We start from the raw sequence: 21874 nt of genomic DNA on the forward strand, positions 1-21874 counted from the left end.
TTAACTCAAACTTGTATTAGTCGTTAAAACATTGAAACAAAAAAAGCACTGAAAAATAAAGCAATAACAACTGTGGTGCCTAAAGCCATTTTAAGTTCGGTGTTCATCATTCACTCTCCTAGTTGGTATGGCTACATTATTATCAACCCAGTGATAAAAACCCATGTTTGTATCTGTGTTTTGTGAGCGATAGCCAATTTATCGGCAATTTTCTCTTCTAAATCCTGAAAATTCCTCTTACAGACAATCATTTCCCTATCCTAAGCGTTAATCTGGGTCAAGCGCAGTAAAAACAATGGCTGACATTTATCGAGGTCCATCTACGGATTTTTGGTATACTCCACCCCGTAATCTATTTAGAGAGAGGACCTATGTCGCAACTATTACATACTATGATCCGCGTCGGTAACTTAGAACGCAGTATTGCTTTTTATACTGAAGTGCTCGGCATGAAGCTACTTCGCACCTCTGAAAATCCAGAGTACAAATATTCTTTAGCTTTCGTGGGTTACGGTGAAGAATCCACAGGCCAAGCCGTGGTTGAACTGACCTATAACTGGGGCACTGACAAATACGATTTAGGCACAGGCTTTGGCCACTTAGCGATTGGCGATGAAGATATCTACGCCCGTTGCGCTGCTATTGCCGCAGCCGGTGGCAAAGTGACTCGCGCCCCTGGTCCTGTCGCAGGTGGTACCACTGAGATTGCGTTTGTTGAAGATCCAGACGGTTATAAAATTGAGTTCATTCAAATGAAATCAGCGACTCAAGGTTTAGGTTAAGTCCTGCCAACTGAACCCGAAAAATAGCTGAGCAAGACTATTTATTCAGCGACAAATGCCGGATCTTCATTCGGCATTTTTGTTTTTATACTTTAGATCTCACATTAGGCACAAAGAAACATAAATCAAGCCAGTGATTTACTGCTCGCGCCATGCGTCTAAACCGACTTTATCGAAGCTTTATCTTGTGTCAGCTTTCGCTCGGTTTTGTTCGCCACTTTACGGCTGAAATGACGTTTAAACCAAGGCGTGCGCCACAGCAGCAACACACTAAAACCTACGATATACAGACTCGGCTCGATGATTTCCGATTTTACCGACCAGTAAAAATGGATTGGCGCTAATATCGCGACTAAATACACCCCATTATGCAAGGTTTGCCAACGACGTCCCATCTTGCGCATCAAGGCTTTAAACGAAGTTATCGCCAAAGCGGTGACGATAAGATAAGCCACTGCGCCGACTAAAATGTACGGCCGTTTTACCACCTCGCTAAACAGTAATTCCCAAGCAAATAACAGATCTAAACTAAAAAACGCCAAGATATGCAAGGTGGCATAGGCAAACACATATAAACCCACTAAACGGCGGGTCTGCATCAACAACCCTTGCTTGGTCAACTTGGCAATCGGTGAGATCAGCAAGGTCGCCGCTAGCGCATTTAATGCGCCTATGCCTGTGTAGTGAATAATGTGCTGCACGGGATCGCCACCCGCACGGCCAAGCACCACAGTGAGCACAAGGTAGACGATGGGCACTAAACCCAACAAATGAAATAACGCCTTTAGCCAAAACAAGTGCTTAGCGGTTAATCTCAACATAGGTTGTCCCCGCTTAATGGCGAATATCCAAACAACAAACCAATCATCAATAGTATTTCCTCAGATCCATACCGTCATACAGTGAAGCCACAAACTCGCCGTAACCGTTGAACGGCAGGGTATCGATGCGGGTTGCTGAAAACAATCCCCCCTCGCCGATACGACGCTCTGTGGCCTGCGACCAGCGCGGATGATCCACCGCAGGATTAACGTTGGCATAAAATCCATACTCGTGTGAGGCAAGCTGATTCCAGCTGGTCGGCGGTTGTTTATCCATGACGCGAATTCGCACTATTGATTTAATACTCTTAAAGCCGTATTTCCACGGCACCACTAAGCGAATGGGCGCGCCGTTCTGCGGTGGCAAGGTTTTACCGTACAAACCCACCGACATTAAGGTTAAATCGTTCATTGCTTCGGCTATCGTGAGGCCTTCAACATAGGGATAATGAATACCGCCCCCCATTAATCGGCTCTTCTGCCCCGGCATTTGCTCGGGATCAAAAGCGGTTTCGAAGGCGACATACTTGCCCTTACTGGTGACGCCAACTTTTTTCAATAATGCCGCCAGCGGGAACCCCACCCAAGGGATCACCATAGACCAAGCTTCAACGCAGCGCAGGCGATAGTTACGCTCCTCAAGCGGGAACATTTTAGTCAGATCATTAAAATCTAAAGTCATGGGCCGTTCAACTTCACCTTCGATACGCAGTTGCCAAGGATCGACTTTAAAGCCTTGGGCATTATTGAAGGGATCTTGTTTGTCCGTACCAAATTCGTAGAAATTATTATGCTGCGTCACTTTATCAAACGGGGTTAACACATCGGCGTCACCGTACTGCTTATTGGATTGAAACGTCAGTGGCGTAGTGATAAATGAGGACTTAGGTTGATCGCCAAATAGATCGAATAATCCAGCCTGCACATAACCGGGCACGCTGGCACCGATAGCACCGAGTCCCATGGCTTTTACAATTTGCCGACGCGAGCGAAATACCGCTTCGGGCGTCACTTGGTTGTCTTGCATGTGCCACTGCGCTTTTTTAAGAATACCTGGGGTAAAACGGGAATGTTTAGCCAATTGACACCTCTACCATCCAATGATTAAAGTCACCGAGTTGCGATAAAAACCTTCTCTGGCGCTCGTCTGTATCGCTCACTCTTATATAGACAGGTAAAAGCCAGAAAAACTTTCCACCCGTGAATAAATTCACCTTAAACGTATAAGACTTGCTCATTCAAGCATTAAGCGCAGATATAGTTGATTAAAGGGCTTGAAGCCAGTTGGGGGGCATGCGAACCTAAGCGCCAAAGCTAAAGGAGTGCTATTGATCATGCCATTTTCTCAATCTTTTTCTGTCGCCGAAATCATCGGCCTTCTCGCCATTGCCTTCTTAGGCCTGTTGATCGGTGCTCTGCTCAATCAAAGACTCACCCGCCAACGCTGGCAACTACACAAAGACCAACTTGAGCAAGAAATGCGTCAAGTAAATGAAGATGCGGAATTATCCTTAGCACAACAGCAAATTTTGGTCGATGACAAAGAAGCGCAATTACGTCAATACCAGCAACGCCTTGAGCTCAAAATTGAACAACTGGGCAAAGCCGAGGCCTTAGCCGAACGCGTTCCCACCTTAGAGCAGCAATTAAATGATAGCCAGCGCCGTCAGTTAGAGATCCAATTAGCCCTGTCGAAATCCAATGCCATGCAGCAAACCATTCAAGCCAAGGCCGATGCCCAGCAAGAATCGCTGCAGGATAAAATTGCCAGCTTAGAATCGGCCGAAGTGCGTTTACAAACCCAATTTGAAAACCTCGCAAACCGTATTTTTGAAGAACGTAGCGAAAACTTTAAGCACCAAAATGCCAGCCAACTCGAAGGCGTGCTTGGGCCATTGAAGCAACAGCTAGAAGGATTCAGACAGCAAATTCGTGAATCCTACACCCACGAACAATCCGAGCGCAGCGCCCTCAAACATCAGCTTGAGCACCTGCGGGAGCTCAATCTGAAGATGAGCCAAGATGCCATCAACCTGACCAAGGCGCTCAAGGGCGATAACAAACAGCAAGGTAACTGGGGTGAAGTGATCCTCGATCGCGTGCTGCAAGAAAGCGGCCTACGTGAGGGCCATGAGTACCATACTCAGCAAGATCTCAAGGATGATAGCGGTAAACGCTTTAAGCCGGATGTGATTGTGCATCTGCCAGAAAATAAAGATGTGGTCATCGATGCTAAGATGTCGTTGGTCAGTTATGAGCGCTACTTCAACAGTGAAGATCCGGCACTGCGCCAACAGGCCATTAACGAGCATGTCATTTCAATTCGCAGTCACATTAAAGGCTTAAGTCAAAAGGATTATCAACATCTGCACGGGCTTAAGAGTCTCGATTATGTGTTGATGTTTATTCCTATCGAACCGGCATTTCTACTGGCATTGGAGCATGATCCTAGCCTAGTCAATTTTGCCCTTGAGCAAAATATCATGCTCGTTAGTCCAACGAATTTGTTGGTGGCCCTGCGCACAATTAACAATATTTGGCGCTACGAATATCAAAATCAACACGCACAAACCATTGCAAAACAAGCTGGTCGAATTTACGACAAGTTATGTGGTTATATTGAAGACATGGAAAAACTCGGCCGCGCCTTAGATAATGCGGAGAAAACCTATCACAGTGCAATGAACAAGCTGTCATCGGGCAAAGGCAATCTAGTGCGTCAAGCCCATTTAATGCAGCAGCTCGGGGTCGATACCAGCAAACAACTGGATAAAATGCTGCTAGAAAAAGCGCTCAATGAAGCCCAGGACGATAACGACACTCAGGATGACGACGCTGAACTTAACCTGTCGCATACCCGCGATCCTAAGGACACAGAACTCGAGCCTGTCGAGTGCAATGATAGATAACAAGAATTGAACACCCATTAATTACCTCAAATCGATACGGACATGTCGATTGATACCTTGATGCCCGGAGGCAAACGCTCCATGTGCAAAGCAGTTATAAATGTGGTTATATCCAGTGCAATATTGCTCGCAGGCGCATTGAATGCCCCTGCTGCACTTGCGTTAACGTCAACGCAGAAAACCTTTCTTGAGGCCGAAAAAGCCCTGAAGAAGCAAGATTATGCAACCTATAAACCCCTACGGGCAAAACTAGGTAATTATCCGCTCGCGATTTATTTAGATCATGATATCGACATAGGTGCTCTTAATGCCTTACAGGGTTATGCAGCTAAAGCCTTGATTGAAAAATATGAAACCACACCTATGTACAATAGGTTACGGTCTAAATATTTAAACAATGCTGGTAGCCAAAAACGCTGGAATGATTATCTTGCGATCACCCCTGAAGCGCCTACCGACATCCGCCTGCAGTGTTATTACTATGAGGCGAAACTCGCCAAGGGCGATCTAAAAACGGCTTATGCGGCCGCACAATCACTTTGGGTATTTGGGGGGTCGCGCCCAAAGGAATGTGATCCTCTTTTCAACACATGGACCAAAGCCGGTAAACGCACTCAAGATGTCGTATGGGCGCGAATGATGCTGAGTTTCGAGGCTGGCGAAACGAGTTTACTGAGTTTTTTATCCCAAAAAATCACCACCCATAGTAACGAAGCTAAGCGTTTAGTCGCCGTCTATAAAGATCCTAATAGCCTGCGCCATACCGAGAAGTTTAAAGATAAAAATCCCATTGTCGGTGACATTGTTGCCGCAGGATTAAAACGCCTTGCCCGTAAGGATCTCGACCAAGCCATTAATTTGTATGAACGGTATCAAAAGGCTCATCGTTTTACCCCAGAACAAGCGCAGCAACTCGATAAATACCTTGTTCGCCGCATTTTAATTGAACAAGATGATAACTATAAAAACTATGTCGACAATGTGCTCACTGAGCTGAAAAATGACGACCTATTTGAGCGCCGTTTAAGATGGGCTATCCGCGATCACGACATGCGCAGTATTGCCCGTTACTTGAACCTACTCCAACCAGAAACCTTAGCAAAGGAGCGTTGGCAATACTGGCTTTATCGCACCAATGCCAAAGAAGCGCCTGAAAGCGCCATAAAAGCGCTCGCGACAATCAGTAATGAACGTAATTTTTACGGTTTTGCTGCTGCGCAGTTCTTAAATAAACCGGTATCACTCAATCAAAGCCCTGAGCCTGTTGTTGATGCCAATAGCCAAAAGTTAACCGATGATCTCGGTTTTGTCAGAGTACAAGAGTTAATGGCACTCGACCGTTATTTCGATGCTCGCTATGAATGGATGTCGCTACTAAAACGCAGTGACAATACGATGCGAGCACGCTATGGACGCTATGCCCATGAACAGGGCTGGTACGATTTTGGTGTTGAAGCCAGTATTCAAGGTAAGTTGTGGGATGATATTCCTCTACGCTTCCCTATGGCACACCAAGCCGGTTTTGAGCACGCCAGCAAAAAGCATAGGGTTAACATCGATGAGATCCGTGCGATTAGCCGCCGCGAAAGTGCATTCTATCTTTATGCGACCTCGGGTGTAGGTGCCCGTGGCCTAATGCAAATTATGCCCGCCACGGCCAAAGCTACCGCCAAAAAACACGGGGCCAGATATAGCGATCCAAAGGATCTCTACAGCGCAGAGCTTAACCTCAATCTTGGTAGCGCTTACTATGCCCAGCTGTTGAAAGAGTTTAACCAAAACCGCATCCTCGCCACGGCGGCCTATAACGCGGGTCCCTCTCGCGTGCGTCGCTGGTTATCAAACTCTGATGGCAAACTCGATGCCATGGGCTTTATCGAGGCGATTCCCTTTACTGAAACCCGTGAATATGTTCAAGCCGTACTCAGCTATCGATTGATTTATGAGGCGCAAAAGCAAAAAGCACAGCCATTATTCAGCGAAGCTGAGCTTAAGTTTGCTTACTAACTCGCGACATGAAAAGGAACTCGATACTCAGCAGCATCGAGTTCCTACTTTTCAGCATACCCTAGGGTAAAGCTCATGCTTTAACCACCAAAAATTCTAAATGATATTCTCTAAATTCAAATAATTAGCAAAGCGAATAATTATTCAGCAATCACGCCGTTTTATCGAAAACTTGTTTGCACTGAAGGGCGTTAAATGCGAATAATTAGTATTAAAGCATTAAGAATCCCATTACACCCATGATTAACCTTAGTTCGTTAACCCTTAGCTGCGAATACCAACCCTTTGTCAATCCTCATACTTTAGCCATAGACGGCTATGAAGCCTTAGCACGCTTTTACTTGCCTAATGGTGATGCGGTTGCACCTAATATTGTGTTCGAGCAGTTGCATGAATCCACAGAAATACTCGCTGCAGTTGAATATCAAGCCAAGGCATTTCAACTCATCCATGCGCCGAGTCAGCAGCGAATTTTTATCAATGTTGATCCCCACGCCGTCGATGGACCACATACCGCCAAGCTCATTCGTTTGCTGTCCCACTATGAACGAATCACGGTCGAGATCATCGAAAACACCTGCATTAACGATGCCCAGCTGGCCAGTCAATTATTCACTCAATTTAAACAAGCTAAGATACATGTGGCGCTGGATGATATTGGTGCGCCCCACTCCATGCTCAGTGTCGATCTGATGATGAACGTGGATTATCTTAAGTTTGACCGCCATTGGTTAACACACATAACACACCCTGAGGGAGCCCAATTATTAATTGCATTGGTCAACTTTGCCAAAAAGACCCACAAACAGTGCATTTTAGAAGGCATAGAAACTGAAGCTCACTTAGCCTTTGCGCGGGATATCGGTGTCGACTTTGTCCAAGGCTTTTTGTTTAAATCCTGGTTTATTCGCCCCACCAGCAGCCAAGCACTGTGCCTTACGTAAGATCAGGCTAAAACGGTTTACATTCGCGCCACCAGCCCACTCAAGACCAAACCTAATGCTGTCGAGTAATTGATTTAGCACTAGAAATGCCACTGGATATACGGGCTATGATCCGCCATAGTGATAACGCACATCAGCTTGCAAATGCACCTTAAGCACACTTCCAAATGTATTAGGAGTCGCCCGTGGCACAATCTGGGATCAGCGAATTACTACAACAACTCGAACAAGTATTGCTGGGCAAGCCTAGACAAATTCGTCTCGCTCTAGCCTGTATTCTCGCCCGTGGGCACCTGTTGATTGAAGACTTACCCGGCATGGGTAAAACCAGTATTTCCCATGGTATAGCCCAAAGCTTAGGTTTGAGCTATCAGCGGATCCAATTCACCAGTGACATGCTGCCTGCCGACATTCTAGGCGTATCGATTTTTGATAAACATCAAGCACAATTTATCTTTCATCATGGACCAATTTTTAAGCAGATGATTTTGGCCGATGAAATTAATCGCGCCAGCCCTAAGACACAAAGCGCTTTACTCGAAGCGATGGCCGAACAACAAATTTCCGTCGATGGCATCACCCACAGATTGCCCAATCCTTTCTTTGTAATAGCGACTCAAAATCCCACCGATCAATCCGGTACATTTTCGCTACCAGAATCGCAGCTCGACAGATTTATGATGCGTCTGTCTATTGGTTATCCAAGCCACGATGCTGAACTCGCTATGCTTAAGAGCAATCATAACCACTTAACCTTAGATCAATTGCCCCAATGCCTGACACCGATGGCCTTAATGCAACTGCAAGAGCAGTGCGACAAAGTCAGCGCTTCCGATGCCTTACTCAATTATATTCTGGCCTTAGTGAGTTTTTCCCGTAGCCAAAGTGACAGCGTGGGGTTATCACCGCGTGCCACCAAAGCGCTATTACAAGCGGCTAAGGCATGGGCCTTTTTAGAAGGTCGACATTATTTAGTCCCAGAAGATGTGCAAGCGGTATTTTGTTGTGTAGCGGAGCATAGACTCAGAACCAGTAGCCAATTACAGGGTGAAGCCCTATCTGAGCGAATTCTGGCGAGCGTTAACCCGATTATGTAGCAAGATACTGTAATGAGGAGATATCGCTAAAGTATGCAGTTAACGCATTAAACTAAGGAAATAACTCAGAAGTGAAACGACTGATACTCCCGACTTTCATTCCGATGTTAGTCCCGATTTGGCAACGTTGGTTAGCAAGACGCTTGCCACCGAGTCCCGAAATAACCTTAAGCCATCGCAGCATTTTTATTCTGCCGAGCGGTTTTGGGTTAGTTTGGCTCGGTCTGGTTTTACTTTTATATCTATTCGGCACTAACTATCAAAATAACTTAGTCATTGGCCTCAGCATCTTACTCCTAAGCCTCTTTAATACCTGCATTCTCTACAGTTACAAAAATCTGGCTGGCTTACATTTACGGGCCACGACGCCGCCCGAAGTCTATGCGGGCGAAACCTTAACCTTTCCCGTCCTCATCAGCACGCACCACAGTGGCCATAACATACAACTTAACTATCCGAATAATCGCACTTATACGGTGCAGAACCTTGGTACAGATGAACAACAAGCGCTCGTGCCCTTCGAATATCATCAGCGGGGTCAAGTGTCACCGGGTCGGCTCAAAATTGAATCCTTCTATCCCTTAGGGCTTTGCCGCGCGTGGTCCCATGTGGATTTAGCCATTAGTCACTTAGTTTTTGCCCAGCCGATTGAAGCGCCGCTACAGCTTGAGGCTGATCATACCCAGTCGGAGCAAGATCCCCAGTTACTCGCGGGTAAACATGTATCGGGGATTGATGAGTTTAAAGGCCTTAAACCCCATGTGCTCGGCGAATCCCTCAAGCAAGTGGCATGGAAACAATGGGCACAGGGTCGCGGCATGTTGACTAAAGAATTCCAGCAGCCCCAAGGTGATCCCGTCTGGTTAAGGCTCAGACCCGATGCCAAACGCCTCGAAACCCAATTGGGTCAGTTAAGCTGGCAAGTCAATAAACTCACGCAACTTGAGCAGTATTTTGGCTTACATCTGCAAAACCCCATGGGAGACGATGTGCTGATCGCGCCCGCGATAGGCAATCACCATAGGATCGCCTGTCAAAAAGCCATTGCCTTATATCCACAATTAGCGCCTTCAACGGCGAAGCCCCCATATCAGTCATCAGCCGCTAATCACCCACAAAAAACGAATCAAGCTCCCCGCAAGCAACATCATATCCCTACTTCGAGGGAGCAAGTATGAAGTTAGCGGCCAATAGCACGACACCGCAAATCGGCGACAATATTAGCCGCCAGACACTCTTTTGGTTATTAATCACCAATATTGCGGTATTAAGCCCACTATTTGATAAAACCACGCCTTGGACCTTAGGCATTTGCGCAATTTGTTTGCTGTGGCGTGTGGGGATTTATGTCGGCAAAGTGGCAAAACCACCGCGTTTTTTGGTGACCAGTCTTGCGATCGGCGCCGCAACCACATTGGCACTCGTTTCAAAGGAAATCGGCTTACTCAATGCGCTAGTGAATCTGCTGCTGTTAGGTTATGCCTTAAAATACATTGAAATGCGTAATCAAAGGGATGTGCGCGTTGTCGTCCTCGCGGGCTATTTTATTATCGCGCTGACCTTTATCGACCATCAATCCCTGCTTAATACCGCGCATTTACTCGTGGTAACGCTGATCAATACCTGCGTACTCGTGACTTTGTATCAAGATAAGCAATCCTTAAAACACACGGCTTGGATCGGTGGCAAATTTTTACTCCAGAGCCTTCCCCTCGCGCTGCTGTTATTTTTAGTGTTACCGCGTCTTGCACCGCTCTGGTTAGTGCCTAACATGAAAGAAGCCCAAACGGGCTTGTCCGATAGTCTAGCGATTGGTGATATAGGTAAGCTCACCCGTTCGACTGAACTTGCCTTTAGGGCGAGTTTTACCAATGCAACGCCCATTAATGCCGAGTTATATTGGCGCGCCCTCGTGATGGAGAACTATGATGGTGTCACTTGGCGCCAAGAAGCAGGGATTAAACAGTTGCAAAAAGATGCGCTGCTGTTTCCTCCCTCACGGCCCAGCCCAGCATTGATGGTCAATAATACTGATCCCATGAGTAAAAGTCCTGCTCCGATAAGCAGTGAAGATCAAGAGACCGCATTAAGTAAGCAAGATAAGCATAGTATTCGTTATCAAGTGATTGCTGAGCCGAGCCACCAGCCGTGGTTATTTGGTCTCGATGTGGCCTATAGCCAAGATGATAACGTGGTCAATATGCCCGACTATCGGCTGTTGGCGCTGCGCAATATCGATCAGCGAATGAGTTATCAAGTAGAGTCTTGGCCTAAGGCGAAGATGGACTTCAAGCTATCGGCGCGGCAAAGGCAGATTAACCTCGAACTGCCGAGCCAAAGTAATCCACGCACTTTAACGTTAGCTGAGCAGTTTAAGACTCAGTATCCCGCGCCTAAGCCACGACTATGGGCCATGATGGGCCACTTTAATAGTGAGCCTTTCTTCTACACTCTCACGCCGCCTCCCCTTGGGCCACAGCAAGTGGATGATTTCTTATTTGAAAACAAAGCCGGTTTTTGCGTGCACTATGCCGCAGCCTTCATTTTTATGGCGCGGGCCACAGGTTTACCCGCGCGTATGGTCACAGGCTATCAGGGTGGGGAATATAATCCGCAAGCGGGTTACTACAGCGTGTATCAATATATGGCCCACGCATGGGCTGAGGTTTGGCTCGAAGATGAAGGTTGGGTGCGTTTTGACCCCACCGCTATGGTGGCGCCCAATCGAATCGAGCAAGGTTTCGACGCCCAATTTGATCCCGAGCAAAGTTACCTGCAGGAAAGCCCTTTTAGTAGCTTACGCTTTAAATCAATGCCTTGGCTCAATGAGTTAAGACAACGTTTTGCCAGCATAGATTATTACTGGAGCGTGTGGGTACTGGGTTTTAACCAAGAGAAGCAAAATCAAGTGCTCAGTGGCATTTTAGACGATGTGACTCACACTAAAATCGCGGTCTTTATGGGGCTCTGTATCAGCCTTATCGTGCTCTATATCGCCTACAGCGCGGGCTTATTACATTTTAGAGTTCAAGGCGATCCCATTAGTACTCGTTATCAACAGCTCTGTAATCGTCTCGCACACCATGGCATTAAGCGCAAAGACAGTGATGGACCAAATCAATTTGCGCAGCAGATTATTGAGCAATACCAACACAGTGCACCAAAGCTTTGCACGCTGTTCCAAACCTTGACCCAAAGTTATGTAGCGCTGAAGTACCAAGATTTACCGGCTAAGGACTATCAAGCGCATTTAACCGCATTTAAAGCGGCGGCGAAGCAACTCAACTGGTTATTGCTCAGAGCCAAAGTGAAAGATAAGTTCAATCTAGCCTAGCATTCGTCAACTGAGCTGTAACTGACGATGCCTCATCGGAGCAAGCACCAATAAACGCCTAAAATTGCGGGTTAATTCTACAGAAGCAGCAATAGTGTTGAATCTTATAAATCAAACACATAGAATTGTTTTACTGTCACCATGCCGAGTTGCACATGCTAAAGTTAATCCAGTCCAATCAGATGGAAGTGCTCTGCGCCCATTTAGCCGCTTACCTGACCCAACCCCTTGCTTTTGCACGTCTACTGAGTAACGAGCATATTCTGGTACAGAGTCCCGGCATGTCGACTTGGCTACGCCTCGAAATCGCCAAACAGAATGGAATTGCTGCCGCACTGGAATTCCCGCTGCCATCGAGCTTTACCTGGCAGTTGTGCCATGACTTATTGCCCAATGTGCCTAAGGATAACGCCTTCACTAAGGCGGCAATGACGTGGAAGCTGATGCAACTCTTACCGCGCATGTTACAAGATGACGCCTTTGGGCCATTGAGACACTATCTAAGTCATCAGCAATCCAGCACAAATGCCGCCGACACGAGTGAACAGCACAACACGAGTGATATGACGGCTGACGACATTAAGCTGTACCAACTCTGTGGCCGGATTGCCGATATCTTCGACCAATACTTAGTGTATCGCCCCGATTGGATTTTAGCGTGGGAGCAAAACGAGCATCCCGAATCACTCACCAAGCCGCTGAATGAAGACCAACGCTGGCAACCCATTTTATGGCGCGCGCTCATTGCCTTTAACCGTGATGAGCTTAATCAAAGCCATTACCACAGGGCCAACCTGCACAGTGACTTAATTGCCGCGCTGAATCATCCCGACACGTCACTCGCCAAATTGCCACAACGCTTATTTGTGTTTGGCATTTCCTCAATGGCGCCGCAAACCCTTGAAGTGCTTTACCATCTAGCAAGTCGTATCGATGTGATCGTGCTTGGCTTAAGCCCCTGTCAGCACTATTGGGGCGACATTGTTGATCCCCGTAATCGGGCTCGCATGGCGGTGCAATATGCGGGTAAACGCCAATTAGCCGAACTGTGGGAAGATAAACTCGAAGTGGGCAATCCGCTGCTTGCCAATAACGGCAAGATGGGCCGTGAATTACTCGATATGCTGCTTGAGCTCCCCGCCGAACACTGCGACTTTGGCGATGATGTGTATTGTGAGCCCTGTGACGATCCCAACTCGCCACACAGTAACGCCAGCATGCTCCACGGCGTGCAATACGATATTTTAGAGATGCAAACCTTAGACAGAGTGCTAGGGCCAGATGCCGAGCTGTACCAAAATGTCGAGAACAGACGCCTGCTTAAGCGCGACGATGAATCTATTCGAGTCAAGAGTTGTCACAGCCCACTGCGGGAAATCGAAACCCTGCACGATCACTTGCTTGAGTTACTCAGCAATGATATCGACCTGACGCCTAAAGACATAGTGGTGATGATGCCCGATGTCGCCGCCTACGCGCCCTACATCGATGCAGTCTTCTCGGCGAAGCAAGGCCTGCATTACATTCCCTACGCCATTGCCGACCGCGGCGCAGCGCAGGAATCACCGCTCATCAATAGCTTTTTAAATTTACTTGGAATTAATCAGAGTCGTTTTGGTCTGACCGACATTTTGAGCATACTCGAAGTGCCCGCCATTTTGCGCCGTTTCCAGCTCGATGACGATGAATTGCAACTGATCCGCCGCTGGTTAGATGAAGCGGGCGTGCGCTGGGGCCGCGATGAACAAAGCCGCCTTAAACAAGGTGTGCCAGCGTTTGAGCAAAACTCTTGGGCCTTTGGTATTAAAAGGCTGATTTTAGGTTACGCCTTGAGTGACGATGCGCCGCTCTATCAAGACCATCTGGTCGTCACTGGCATCGAAGGCCAATCGGCACAGGCGCTGGGTAAGCTACTCAATTTTATTGAAGTGCTCGATGAAACGGCGCAAATACTCGCCTTACCGCAAGTGGGCGCCCTGCGTTTAGCGGAATTAACTGAGCTACTAGATGCCTTCTACGACACAGATGAAGACGAGCGCGAACAATTACAGGAAATCCGCGATGCCATTGCCACCCTAGAGCAAGAGTTACTATCGGCGGGCAGGCCCTTTGATACAAGAACGTTGGATACAAACCCGTTAACGCCGCTAGCCCAAGAAAACATAAGCGGACTGAGCCTCAGTATTGAAGTGCTGCAACAGTGGTTTAATCAACGCTTAACCGAATCTCGGGTCGGACAGCGTTATCTTGCGGGAAGCGTGAACTTTTGCACCTTGATGCCGATGCGCTCGATTCCTTTTAAGGTCGTGTGTTTACTCGGCATGAACGATGGGGTTTATCCTAGGGTTCAACATCCCGTTGGCTTTGATTTAATGGCACACTTTGGTGCCCGTAAAGGCGATCGTTCCCGCCGTCTCGATGACAGATATTTGTTTTTAGAAGCCTTATTATCGGCGCGGGAACAACTGTATATCAGCTATATTGGCCGCAGCGAACGGGATAACTCTGAGCGTATCGCCTCTATGCTCGTCTCTGAACTGATTGAATATTGTCAGCTGTGTTATCTACCTGAAACGCTATTGGCTCAATCGCAAAACGCTTCAAGCCCCATAGACCCAGAGGATGCCGAAAAAGCCCTCTATAACGCAATTGTCAGCCACCAGCCGCTGCAACCATTTGATCCCAAGTTGTATCAATCCACAGTAAAAAGTGATGACAAAGATGGCTCAGGCAGAACCCAAAATAACTCGGGCATAGGCCAAAGTTACAGCCTGCAATGGTGTCCACCCAATACGGACACTGCTGGCACACATGCGGGCCGCTTTATCGGCGTGCAAACTCGCATCATGCTCGAAGCGGATGAACAAGACTCAGTGCCAGATACAGAGGCACAGCCAGCTTCTGAGCACGAACAACAGCAAAGCAAACAAGTGGATGTGTCAGCCCTGATCCGTTTCTTTCGAAATCCAGCGCAGTACTTCTTCAACCGTACGTTAAAAGTCGATCTCAGCCTTAATATTCAGGCCGATGATAATGACGAGCCCTTTAGCTTGAATGCCCTAGAGCGTTATATGTTACAGGCCCAGTTACTCGATGATGCCATAGACCAAGGCCTAACTGAGCCCGATATTGAACTGATTAAACGCCTCAAAGCCAGTGGCACTTTGCCCATGCAGCCCTTCGATGATTTGCTATTGCGTCAATATCAGCATGATATTAAACCTTTGATTGGCAGAACCTTGTTCCTCAAGGGAGAACAAGCCAGCAGCCATGCGGATATTAAACTCGTGTTTGACTTGCCCATCACGGCGGGTAAATCCCAGCAAGTGTTACTGCAAGGTCGTATCGATGACATCAGCCCTAAGGGGTTAGTCAATTACCGCCCTGGTAGCGCACACGGTCGCGATGTGCTGAGGTTGTACCTTCGCCACCTGTGTTTAATGGCAATGGGCCACACACATGCAAGCTATCTACTCGACATGGGGCACTTCCACGCCTTGGCTCCAATCACTGCTGAGCGCGCCCATGCGTTACTGGCCGATTTGTTGGTGTTGTTTTACCAAGGCCAACAACACCCACTGTGTTTTATGCCGCGCACGTCACTGGCCTACGTCAGCTGCGAGGGTGAGCACGATGAGCGTTTGCAGCAAGCGTTACCCGAATGGTTAGATGAGCAGAGTCAATTGGGTGAAGCTGCTTTTGGAGAAGGAAATGAACCCCATTACCAGCGATTATTCAGTTTCCCGCGGGATTTCTCTGAGGATAGCTTTGGCGCATTAGCCGAGCGTATCTATCGCCCTATGGTGAGTTTATATCTCAAAGACACGCTGGCTCAGCTTGAGGAATTTGCGCTCAACGATGGCATGAGCCAAGGCCCTGCTAATGAACACGCGACTGACACACAAGCTCTCGCACCACATTTGAACCGCAATAGTGCACAGGGAGAGCAAGCATGAGTGAACAGATGCCGTTGAACACGCAAGCCTTACATTCAGCACCACAAGCGCTTGATCCTCTCACTCTGCCCTTTGGCGGTAGTCGTCTTATTGAGGCCAGCGCAGGCACAGGTAAAACCTACACGATTTCAGGTCTTTATTTACGCTTATTGCTTGGTGATGGCATTCCTGCGCCGCTCACCTGCGAACAAATTCTCGTGGTTACCTTCACCAATGCGGCCACCGAAGAGTTAAGGGATCGTATTCGTCGCCGTATTCAAGTTGCCTTTAAGTGTTTCTTAGGACTAACGATTGCCGATCCCTTTGTGCAGGCGTTGTATGACAACACCCCAGAGAGTGAACGCGCCATTGCCCTGCGGCGGTTCGATCTCGCCCTTAAATCCCTCGATGAAGCGGCGATTTTTACCATCCACGGTTTCTGTCAGCGAATTTTATCGGATCTCGCCTTTGAGTCTTCCTTACTGTTCGAATCGGACTTTACCTTAGACGACAGCGAATTTTTGCACCATGCCGTGCGGGATTTTTTGGCGTGAGGCCTGTTATCCGCAGCCCGATTACTTAGCGCAAATCATTGCCAAGGAATTTGGCGAGCCCGATGGTTTAGTCAAACAGTTGCGACCGCTCCTTGGCGCCAGTCAAGCAAAGCCTCTGAAACCCGCGCTTAAGTTTGATGCCTTAGCCCTGTCACTACGCCAAAGTTTAGAGCGCTTTAAATTAGCTTGGCCACGGGGGCGCGATGGCTTATTGGCATTGCTACACAGTTTGCCACTCAACGGCACCCGCTTTGGCAAAGCAACGGATAAGTACCCCAAGCTCGCCGCCATGTTCGATGCGCTGGATAACTGGCTCGCCTTCGGGCATGGGTTGCCTCCACTGAAAGAGTTAGAAGCCTTATCGCTGTCTGAGTTAAAACTCAACAAGGGCGGCGTGATCCCAAGTGTGAGCGAAGCGCCGCTGATGGATCATATGGAGCAACTCGCCACATTGATTGCCGCCATTAAACCAGCATTTTTATATAGCGCGAAACTCGGCATAAGCGAGCGATTTGCCCAGCAAAAACAACAAAAAAATGTGCTGACCCCAGATGACTTACTCACGACATTAGCGAGCGCGTTAAACGCCAATAATGAAACCTTGCCCAAAGCCGTGGCAACACGTTTTCCCGTCGCGCTTATTGATGAATTCCAAGATACCGATCCGCTACAATTTGCGATCTTCTCTGGCATCTACCAAGACCGCTACTCGTTTGAGCAGCAAGGCAAAAACGATACAGAAAATAAGCTCAGCCTGTTGATGATTGGCGATCCTAAGCAAGCCATTTATGCCTTCCGTGGCGCCGATATCCATACCTATATTGAGGCCCGTCATCATACGCAGGCCCACTATCATCTGGATACCAACTACCGCTCAAGCGCAAACATAGTCGCTGGGGTTAACCATCTGTTTAGCCAGCATCACGATCCGTTTATCAGTCAATCGATCCCCTTTGATAGCGTGAAAACGCCCAGCAGTGCTAAAGGGAAAATCCTCACTGAAAAAACCGCCAATCCTGCCGCCTTAAGATTAAGACTCTTAAGCGAAAGCGTAGAAAACGGCCTCAACAAAACCACGGCAAGACACTTGCTCGCCGAAGACGCGGCGGCACAAATTACCCGTTTACTGACAGATGCAGCCAATGGCGAATGCCACAGCCCTAAAGGGCCGTTGATCGCTAAAGACATCGCTATCCTAGTGCGGGATCGCAACGAAGCGGCAGTGATGAAAACCGCATTAAGTAAACGCCACATAGGCGCGGTGTTTTTAAGTCGCGACAGTGTGTTCGATACCCTTGAAGCGCGGGAAATGGCGTTAATTTTGCGATCTCTGGCGAACCCTAAAGATGAACGGGCACTGCGCAGCGCCCTAGCCACGGCATTATTAGGTTATAACGCCGAGCAAATCCATGCCTTTAACCAAGATGAAGAGCACAGACAGCTATTATTAGAGCAGTTTTTTAACTTGCACCAAGTGTGGCAGAAACGCGGCATCATGCCTGCGCTACTCAGCCTTGCCAATAGCACTAAACTGATTGACCGTTTACTGCACACCGCCAGTGCAGAGGTAGATACTCAAGAGCAAGATGCCACAAACGGCGAGCGCCGCCTGACGGATTTTCGCCACCTTGCCGAGCTATTACAACAAAAAGCCACCGAACTTGATGGTATTAGCGCCCTGCTCAATTGGTATGAACAGCAACTGATTGATAACACAGGCACAGATGAACAGCAGCTACGCCTTGAGAGCGAGCAGAATCTAGTACAGATCGTCACTATCCATAAGAGTAAGGGTCTTGAGTATCCCGTATGTTTTGTGCCCTTTGTCAGCCTAGCCCGCGACAATCGCCGCCGCCCTAAACCTATGCTGTACCACAGAACCAACGATGCAGGTGAGCAAGAGCTCGTGTGGGATATCGAAGGCACGGATGACGGTTGGGAGCGCGCAAAACAAGAAACCTTAGCCGAAGACTTGCGCCTTTTGTATGTGGCGCTCACTCGCCCTGTGTATTTGTGTTACTTGTATATCGCCAACCACAGTCGTCAGCTTAAAAATGGCCTTAAAAGTCAGCTGCATGAAACCGCTATCGGCTATCTGCTCGGCATAGGCGACTCAGAATGTGACTTTGCCCGTATCTGCAATGCTGCGCAGCAGCTCGCCCAAGATGTGGAAGCCATAAGTATTGATAAGGTGCCCGATGACATAGACGAGCGGCCATTGCCCTCAAGCCAAGACATAGCGCAAATACTGAGCGCGAAAACTTTAACCCGCCAATACTGCACGCCGTGGCGAGTCGGCAGTTATTCAGGTCTCGTTAAAAATACCAGCCATGGTAAAGCCGCTCCGGGTGCCGACGATGAAATATTAGGTACGCTTGAATATACGGCTGCGCAAACACTCTCTATTCCTGATGAGGCAAGTCATGATCTGCAGGATGACATGCTCAATCGCTTTAACTTTGAGCGCGGCGCCAATGCCGGTAGCTTTATGCATTTAGTGTTAGAAGAGATTGATTTTACGCAGGCAGAAATCGACTTACCGCTGCAATTGCCTAAAGCCATGCTGCAATACGGTATCGCGCCCGAATGGCAAACAGTATTATATACTTGGTATTTGGATGTGCTGCATGCACCGCTCGGCGCTATGCCGCACGCCTTAGAGTCGCAAGTCACGGGGCATGTAAGCGCCGTCAAACCTGAACATCCTGATTTGTGCTTAGCCAAGTTATCGCCGCAGAATACCTTAGTCGAAATGGAGTTTTATTTACCCTTAAGCGAACTTAAAGATATTGAGCTCAATACACTACTGCAGCAGTTTGGCTATGAGTCGACACTTAAGTTTGATGATCTCAAGGGCATGCTCAAAGGCTTTATCGATTTAACCTTTGAATACCAAGGTCAATATTATATCGCCGACTATAAGTCGAATCATTTAGGCGACAACATCAATGCCTATCATCAGAGCGCGCTGCAAAGCGCAATAACCGATCACAGCTACGATTTGCAGTACATTCTCTACTCATTGGCGCTACACAGGTATTTGAGTTTACGCCTGCCAAGTTATGACTACGATAGCCACATAGGCGGTTGTTATTACTTGTTCTTACGGGGAATGTCGGCTCAATATCCCGGCTATGGTATTTACTACGACAAGCCGCCGAAGGCACTTATTCTCGCGCTAGATTCACTTTTTAATGACAATTTATTTCACAGCAGATTGGCTCGTGCAATAGATACAGGAGTCACGGCATGATGCGCTCAACCCAAGGGCTAAATGCACATTCACTCACAGCAGCGAAATGGATAGACCATGGCGCAATTCAGCTTACAGCGCCGCTGCCAGAGCTGTTAAAACAGTGGGAGCAAGAACGACTGCTCACACCGCTCGATCGGCATTTCGCACTCGAAATGAGTCACTTGCATCCAAGCGACAGCCAACAGCCCTTGTTTATTTTGCTGTGTGCGCTATTAAGCCAGCAATTATCTTCACAGCACAGCTGCCTAGTACTCGCTCATATCGTGCCGCTTAATCCCATGGCCGAGCAAAATAGCCATTGTAAAATCAGTTTAAGTCTCGAAGCGCTCACTGAGACCTTGCAAACCTTTGATGCCGTCGGCCAAGCGGGCAGCAATAAACCACTTATTTTTGATAATGGCAGACTCTATTTACAACGTTATCATCAATTTGAAACCTCAGTGGCCGCCTCATTAATCCGCTTGTCCGGAAGTGTATCTAGGCAATTATCTGAAGAAACAAGCCACCAAAAGCAACCGCAAATCGCTAAGTTGAGGTCACTGCTAGATCAACTGTTCCCTGCCAATGTGAGCGATCCCCATTCACTCACTACCAATGTACTCACTAACAGTGAAGACACAGCACCCATTGATTGGCAAAAGGTCGCAACGGCCACAGCGCTGGGTAAAAAACTGTCAGTGATCACTGGCGGCCCAGGTACGGGTAAAACCACCACTGTAACTAAACTTTTGTTATTGCTACAAATGGAATCACAGCAGGAAATCCGTTTAGTCGCGCCAACGGGAAAAGCGGCGGCTCGCTTAAGCGAATCAATCAAAGCCTCAAAAGCGCGTCTGGCGAAGGAACTCAGCGCCCATGCTAATGTTATTGATGAAGTTCGCAATAGAAATAGCCAAGACTTTTTAACGGCTCTGGGCCGCATTCCAGAGGAAGCTTCAACCTTACACAGACTGCTTGGGGTGATCCCCAATTCGCCGCACTTTCGCCACCATCAAAGTAATCCGCTTAGGCTCGACTTATTGATTGTCGACGAAGCCTCTATGGTCGATTTGCCCATGATGTATAAATTGCTGAGCGCATTGCCTGAGCACGCCAGTTTGATTTTACTCGGCGATCAAGACCAACTCGCCTCGGTTGAGGCTGGCGCTGTGCTCGCCGATATTTGTGCGGGCCTTAAAATACCAGTAGATCCCAATAACCTTGCGCAAAATAACATAGCGTCAAGCAGCCCTGCTCTGTGGCAAATGCGCTATTCCAAGGAACAAGCCGAGCGTCTGAGTGCTTTAACAGGTTTTGAGTTAACGCCCTATATCAGCGACGCCCCTAAGCTTGGCGATAGCTTATGTATGCTAATGCACAGCCACAGATTTAAAGGCGATGCAGGGATTGGACTTCTCGCCAGTGCCGTCAATCGTGCTGATCTTCAAGGTATTTTGCAGGTATGGCAACAGGGACCTGCAGAATTGAGCTGGTTAGAACACAGTATGGTCGTAAGCCAAACCCAAGCCAAAGTGAGTGAGCCTGCTAATAATATGGGACTCAATTCACTGCTGGAGCAAGCCTGCCAGCAATATGGCACTTATCTCAGCGCCTTGAATAGCGATACGAGTAATAGTGATTTAAGCAAGCGTCCAAGCACAGCTGACATCATTGAACGCTTTAACCAGTACCGTATTCTATGTGCTATGCGCTCGGGCGATTATGGGGTTGAAGGCATTAATCAATTTGTGACTCAAGCACTGGCCAATGCCAAGCTGATTAAACCGCTACAGGAGTTTTATCTGGGTCGGCCCATTATCATCCAAAGCAATGACTATAACTTAGGCCTGTTTAACGGTGATATCGGATTGATTTTGCAGGATGAAGATAAACCCGAACGTTTAATGGCGCACTTTATCAAGGCCGATGGCAGCCTGTTAAAAGTCTTGCCAGCCCGTTTGCCCAGCCATGAAACCTGTTATGCCATGACAGTACACAAAAGCCAAGGCAGCGAATTTAGCCGTGTGGCCTTAGTATTGCCGCCGAGCCCCAGCCTAGCCCAATGGCAACTGCTGACCAAAGAATTGGTCTACACCGCCATCACCCGCGCTAAAGTCCACTTTACCTGCTTAGGCACCCAGCACGTATTCGAGCGGGCCAGTAGCCAAGCAACCCAACGCGCATCGGGTCTTGCCGACCGCCTTTGGGGGTGAATGAAGCTTTGTGGTCAATGGGGAACACTTTAGGAACTACATT

The 21874-nt window shown here is 48.0% G+C and carries 13 protein-coding genes; 11 read left to right on the top strand and 2 right to left on the bottom strand.

Translation table 11 applies throughout. The features are described from left to right. The first annotated feature begins 371 nt into the window (after window positions 1-371). A complete protein-coding gene (gloA, locus tag HQQ92_RS10090) occupies window positions 372-782 on the top strand; it encodes a lactoylglutathione lyase (RefSeq protein WP_006087315.1) in 411 nt (136 codons plus the stop codon). Window positions 783-940: 158 nt separating this feature from the next. Here gloA and msrQ read toward each other — a convergent pair whose 3' ends face one another. After that, a complete protein-coding gene (msrQ, locus tag HQQ92_RS10095; protein ID WP_105252441.1) occupies window positions 941-1603 on the bottom strand; it encodes a protein-methionine-sulfoxide reductase heme-binding subunit MsrQ in 663 nt (220 codons plus the stop codon). A gap of 46 nt (window positions 1604-1649) precedes the next feature. Next, the gene (msrP, locus tag HQQ92_RS10100) at window positions 1650-2684 is read right to left on the bottom strand and encodes a protein-methionine-sulfoxide reductase catalytic subunit MsrP (RefSeq protein WP_173245042.1); all 1035 of its coding nucleotides are present in this window, start codon (window positions 2682-2684) and stop codon (window positions 1650-1652) included. Window positions 2685-2937: 253 nt separating this feature from the next. On the opposite strand from msrP, the gene rmuC reads away from it, so the two are divergent. The 10 genes from rmuC (at window position 2938) to recD (ending at window position 21831) form a co-directional block, all read left to right on the top strand. Further along, window positions 2938-4512, top strand: coding sequence for a DNA recombination protein RmuC (rmuC, locus tag HQQ92_RS10105; protein WP_173245045.1), 1575 nt, complete (start codon window positions 2938-2940; stop codon window positions 4510-4512). 81 nt (window positions 4513-4593) lie between these two features. Then, on the top strand, window positions 4594-6519 hold the full coding sequence (locus HQQ92_RS10110; protein WP_028760024.1) for a transglycosylase SLT domain-containing protein: 1926 nt from the start codon (window positions 4594-4596) through the stop codon (window positions 6517-6519). Between the two features lie 239 nt (window positions 6520-6758). Next, window positions 6759-7463: an EAL domain-containing protein gene (locus HQQ92_RS10115; protein ID WP_173245047.1), complete on the top strand. Its 705-nt coding sequence runs from the start codon at window positions 6759-6761 to the stop codon at window positions 7461-7463. A gap of 185 nt (window positions 7464-7648) precedes the next feature. Beyond that, window positions 7649-8560, top strand: coding sequence for a MoxR family ATPase (locus HQQ92_RS10120; RefSeq protein ID WP_173245050.1), 912 nt, complete (start codon window positions 7649-7651; stop codon window positions 8558-8560). 71 nt (window positions 8561-8631) lie between these two features. Next, a complete protein-coding gene (locus HQQ92_RS10125) occupies window positions 8632-9738 on the top strand; it encodes a DUF58 domain-containing protein (protein ID WP_173245053.1) in 1107 nt (368 codons plus the stop codon). Next, on the top strand, window positions 9735-11894 hold the full coding sequence (locus tag HQQ92_RS10130) for a DUF3488 and transglutaminase-like domain-containing protein (protein WP_173245057.1): 2160 nt from the start codon (window positions 9735-9737) through the stop codon (window positions 11892-11894). The genes HQQ92_RS10125 and HQQ92_RS10130 overlap by 4 nt, the downstream gene beginning before the upstream one ends. A 155-nt stretch (window positions 11895-12049) precedes the next feature. Beyond that, complete coding sequence (gene recC, locus HQQ92_RS10135; RefSeq protein WP_173245061.1) at window positions 12050-15850, top strand: exodeoxyribonuclease V subunit gamma; 3801 nt, start codon at window positions 12050-12052, stop codon at window positions 15848-15850. Next, entirely contained in the window at window positions 15847-16383 is a 537-nt protein-coding gene (locus HQQ92_RS24000; RefSeq protein ID WP_375539959.1) for a UvrD-helicase domain-containing protein, read from the top strand. The genes recC and HQQ92_RS24000 overlap by 4 nt, the downstream gene beginning before the upstream one ends. Next, window positions 16358-19636: an exodeoxyribonuclease V subunit beta gene (gene recB / locus HQQ92_RS10140; RefSeq protein ID WP_375539960.1), complete on the top strand. Its 3279-nt coding sequence runs from the start codon at window positions 16358-16360 to the stop codon at window positions 19634-19636. The genes HQQ92_RS24000 and recB overlap by 26 nt, the downstream gene beginning before the upstream one ends. Further along, window positions 19633-21831, top strand: coding sequence for an exodeoxyribonuclease V subunit alpha (gene recD / locus HQQ92_RS10145; protein WP_173245064.1), 2199 nt, complete (start codon window positions 19633-19635; stop codon window positions 21829-21831). Before recB ends, recD begins: the two co-directional genes overlap by 4 nt. Window positions 21832-21874 lie beyond the last annotated feature (43 nt).

The organism is Shewanella sp. DC2-4 (assembly GCF_013248875.1).
Taxonomy (GTDB): Bacteria; Pseudomonadota; Gammaproteobacteria; order Enterobacterales; family Shewanellaceae; genus Shewanella; species Shewanella oncorhynchi.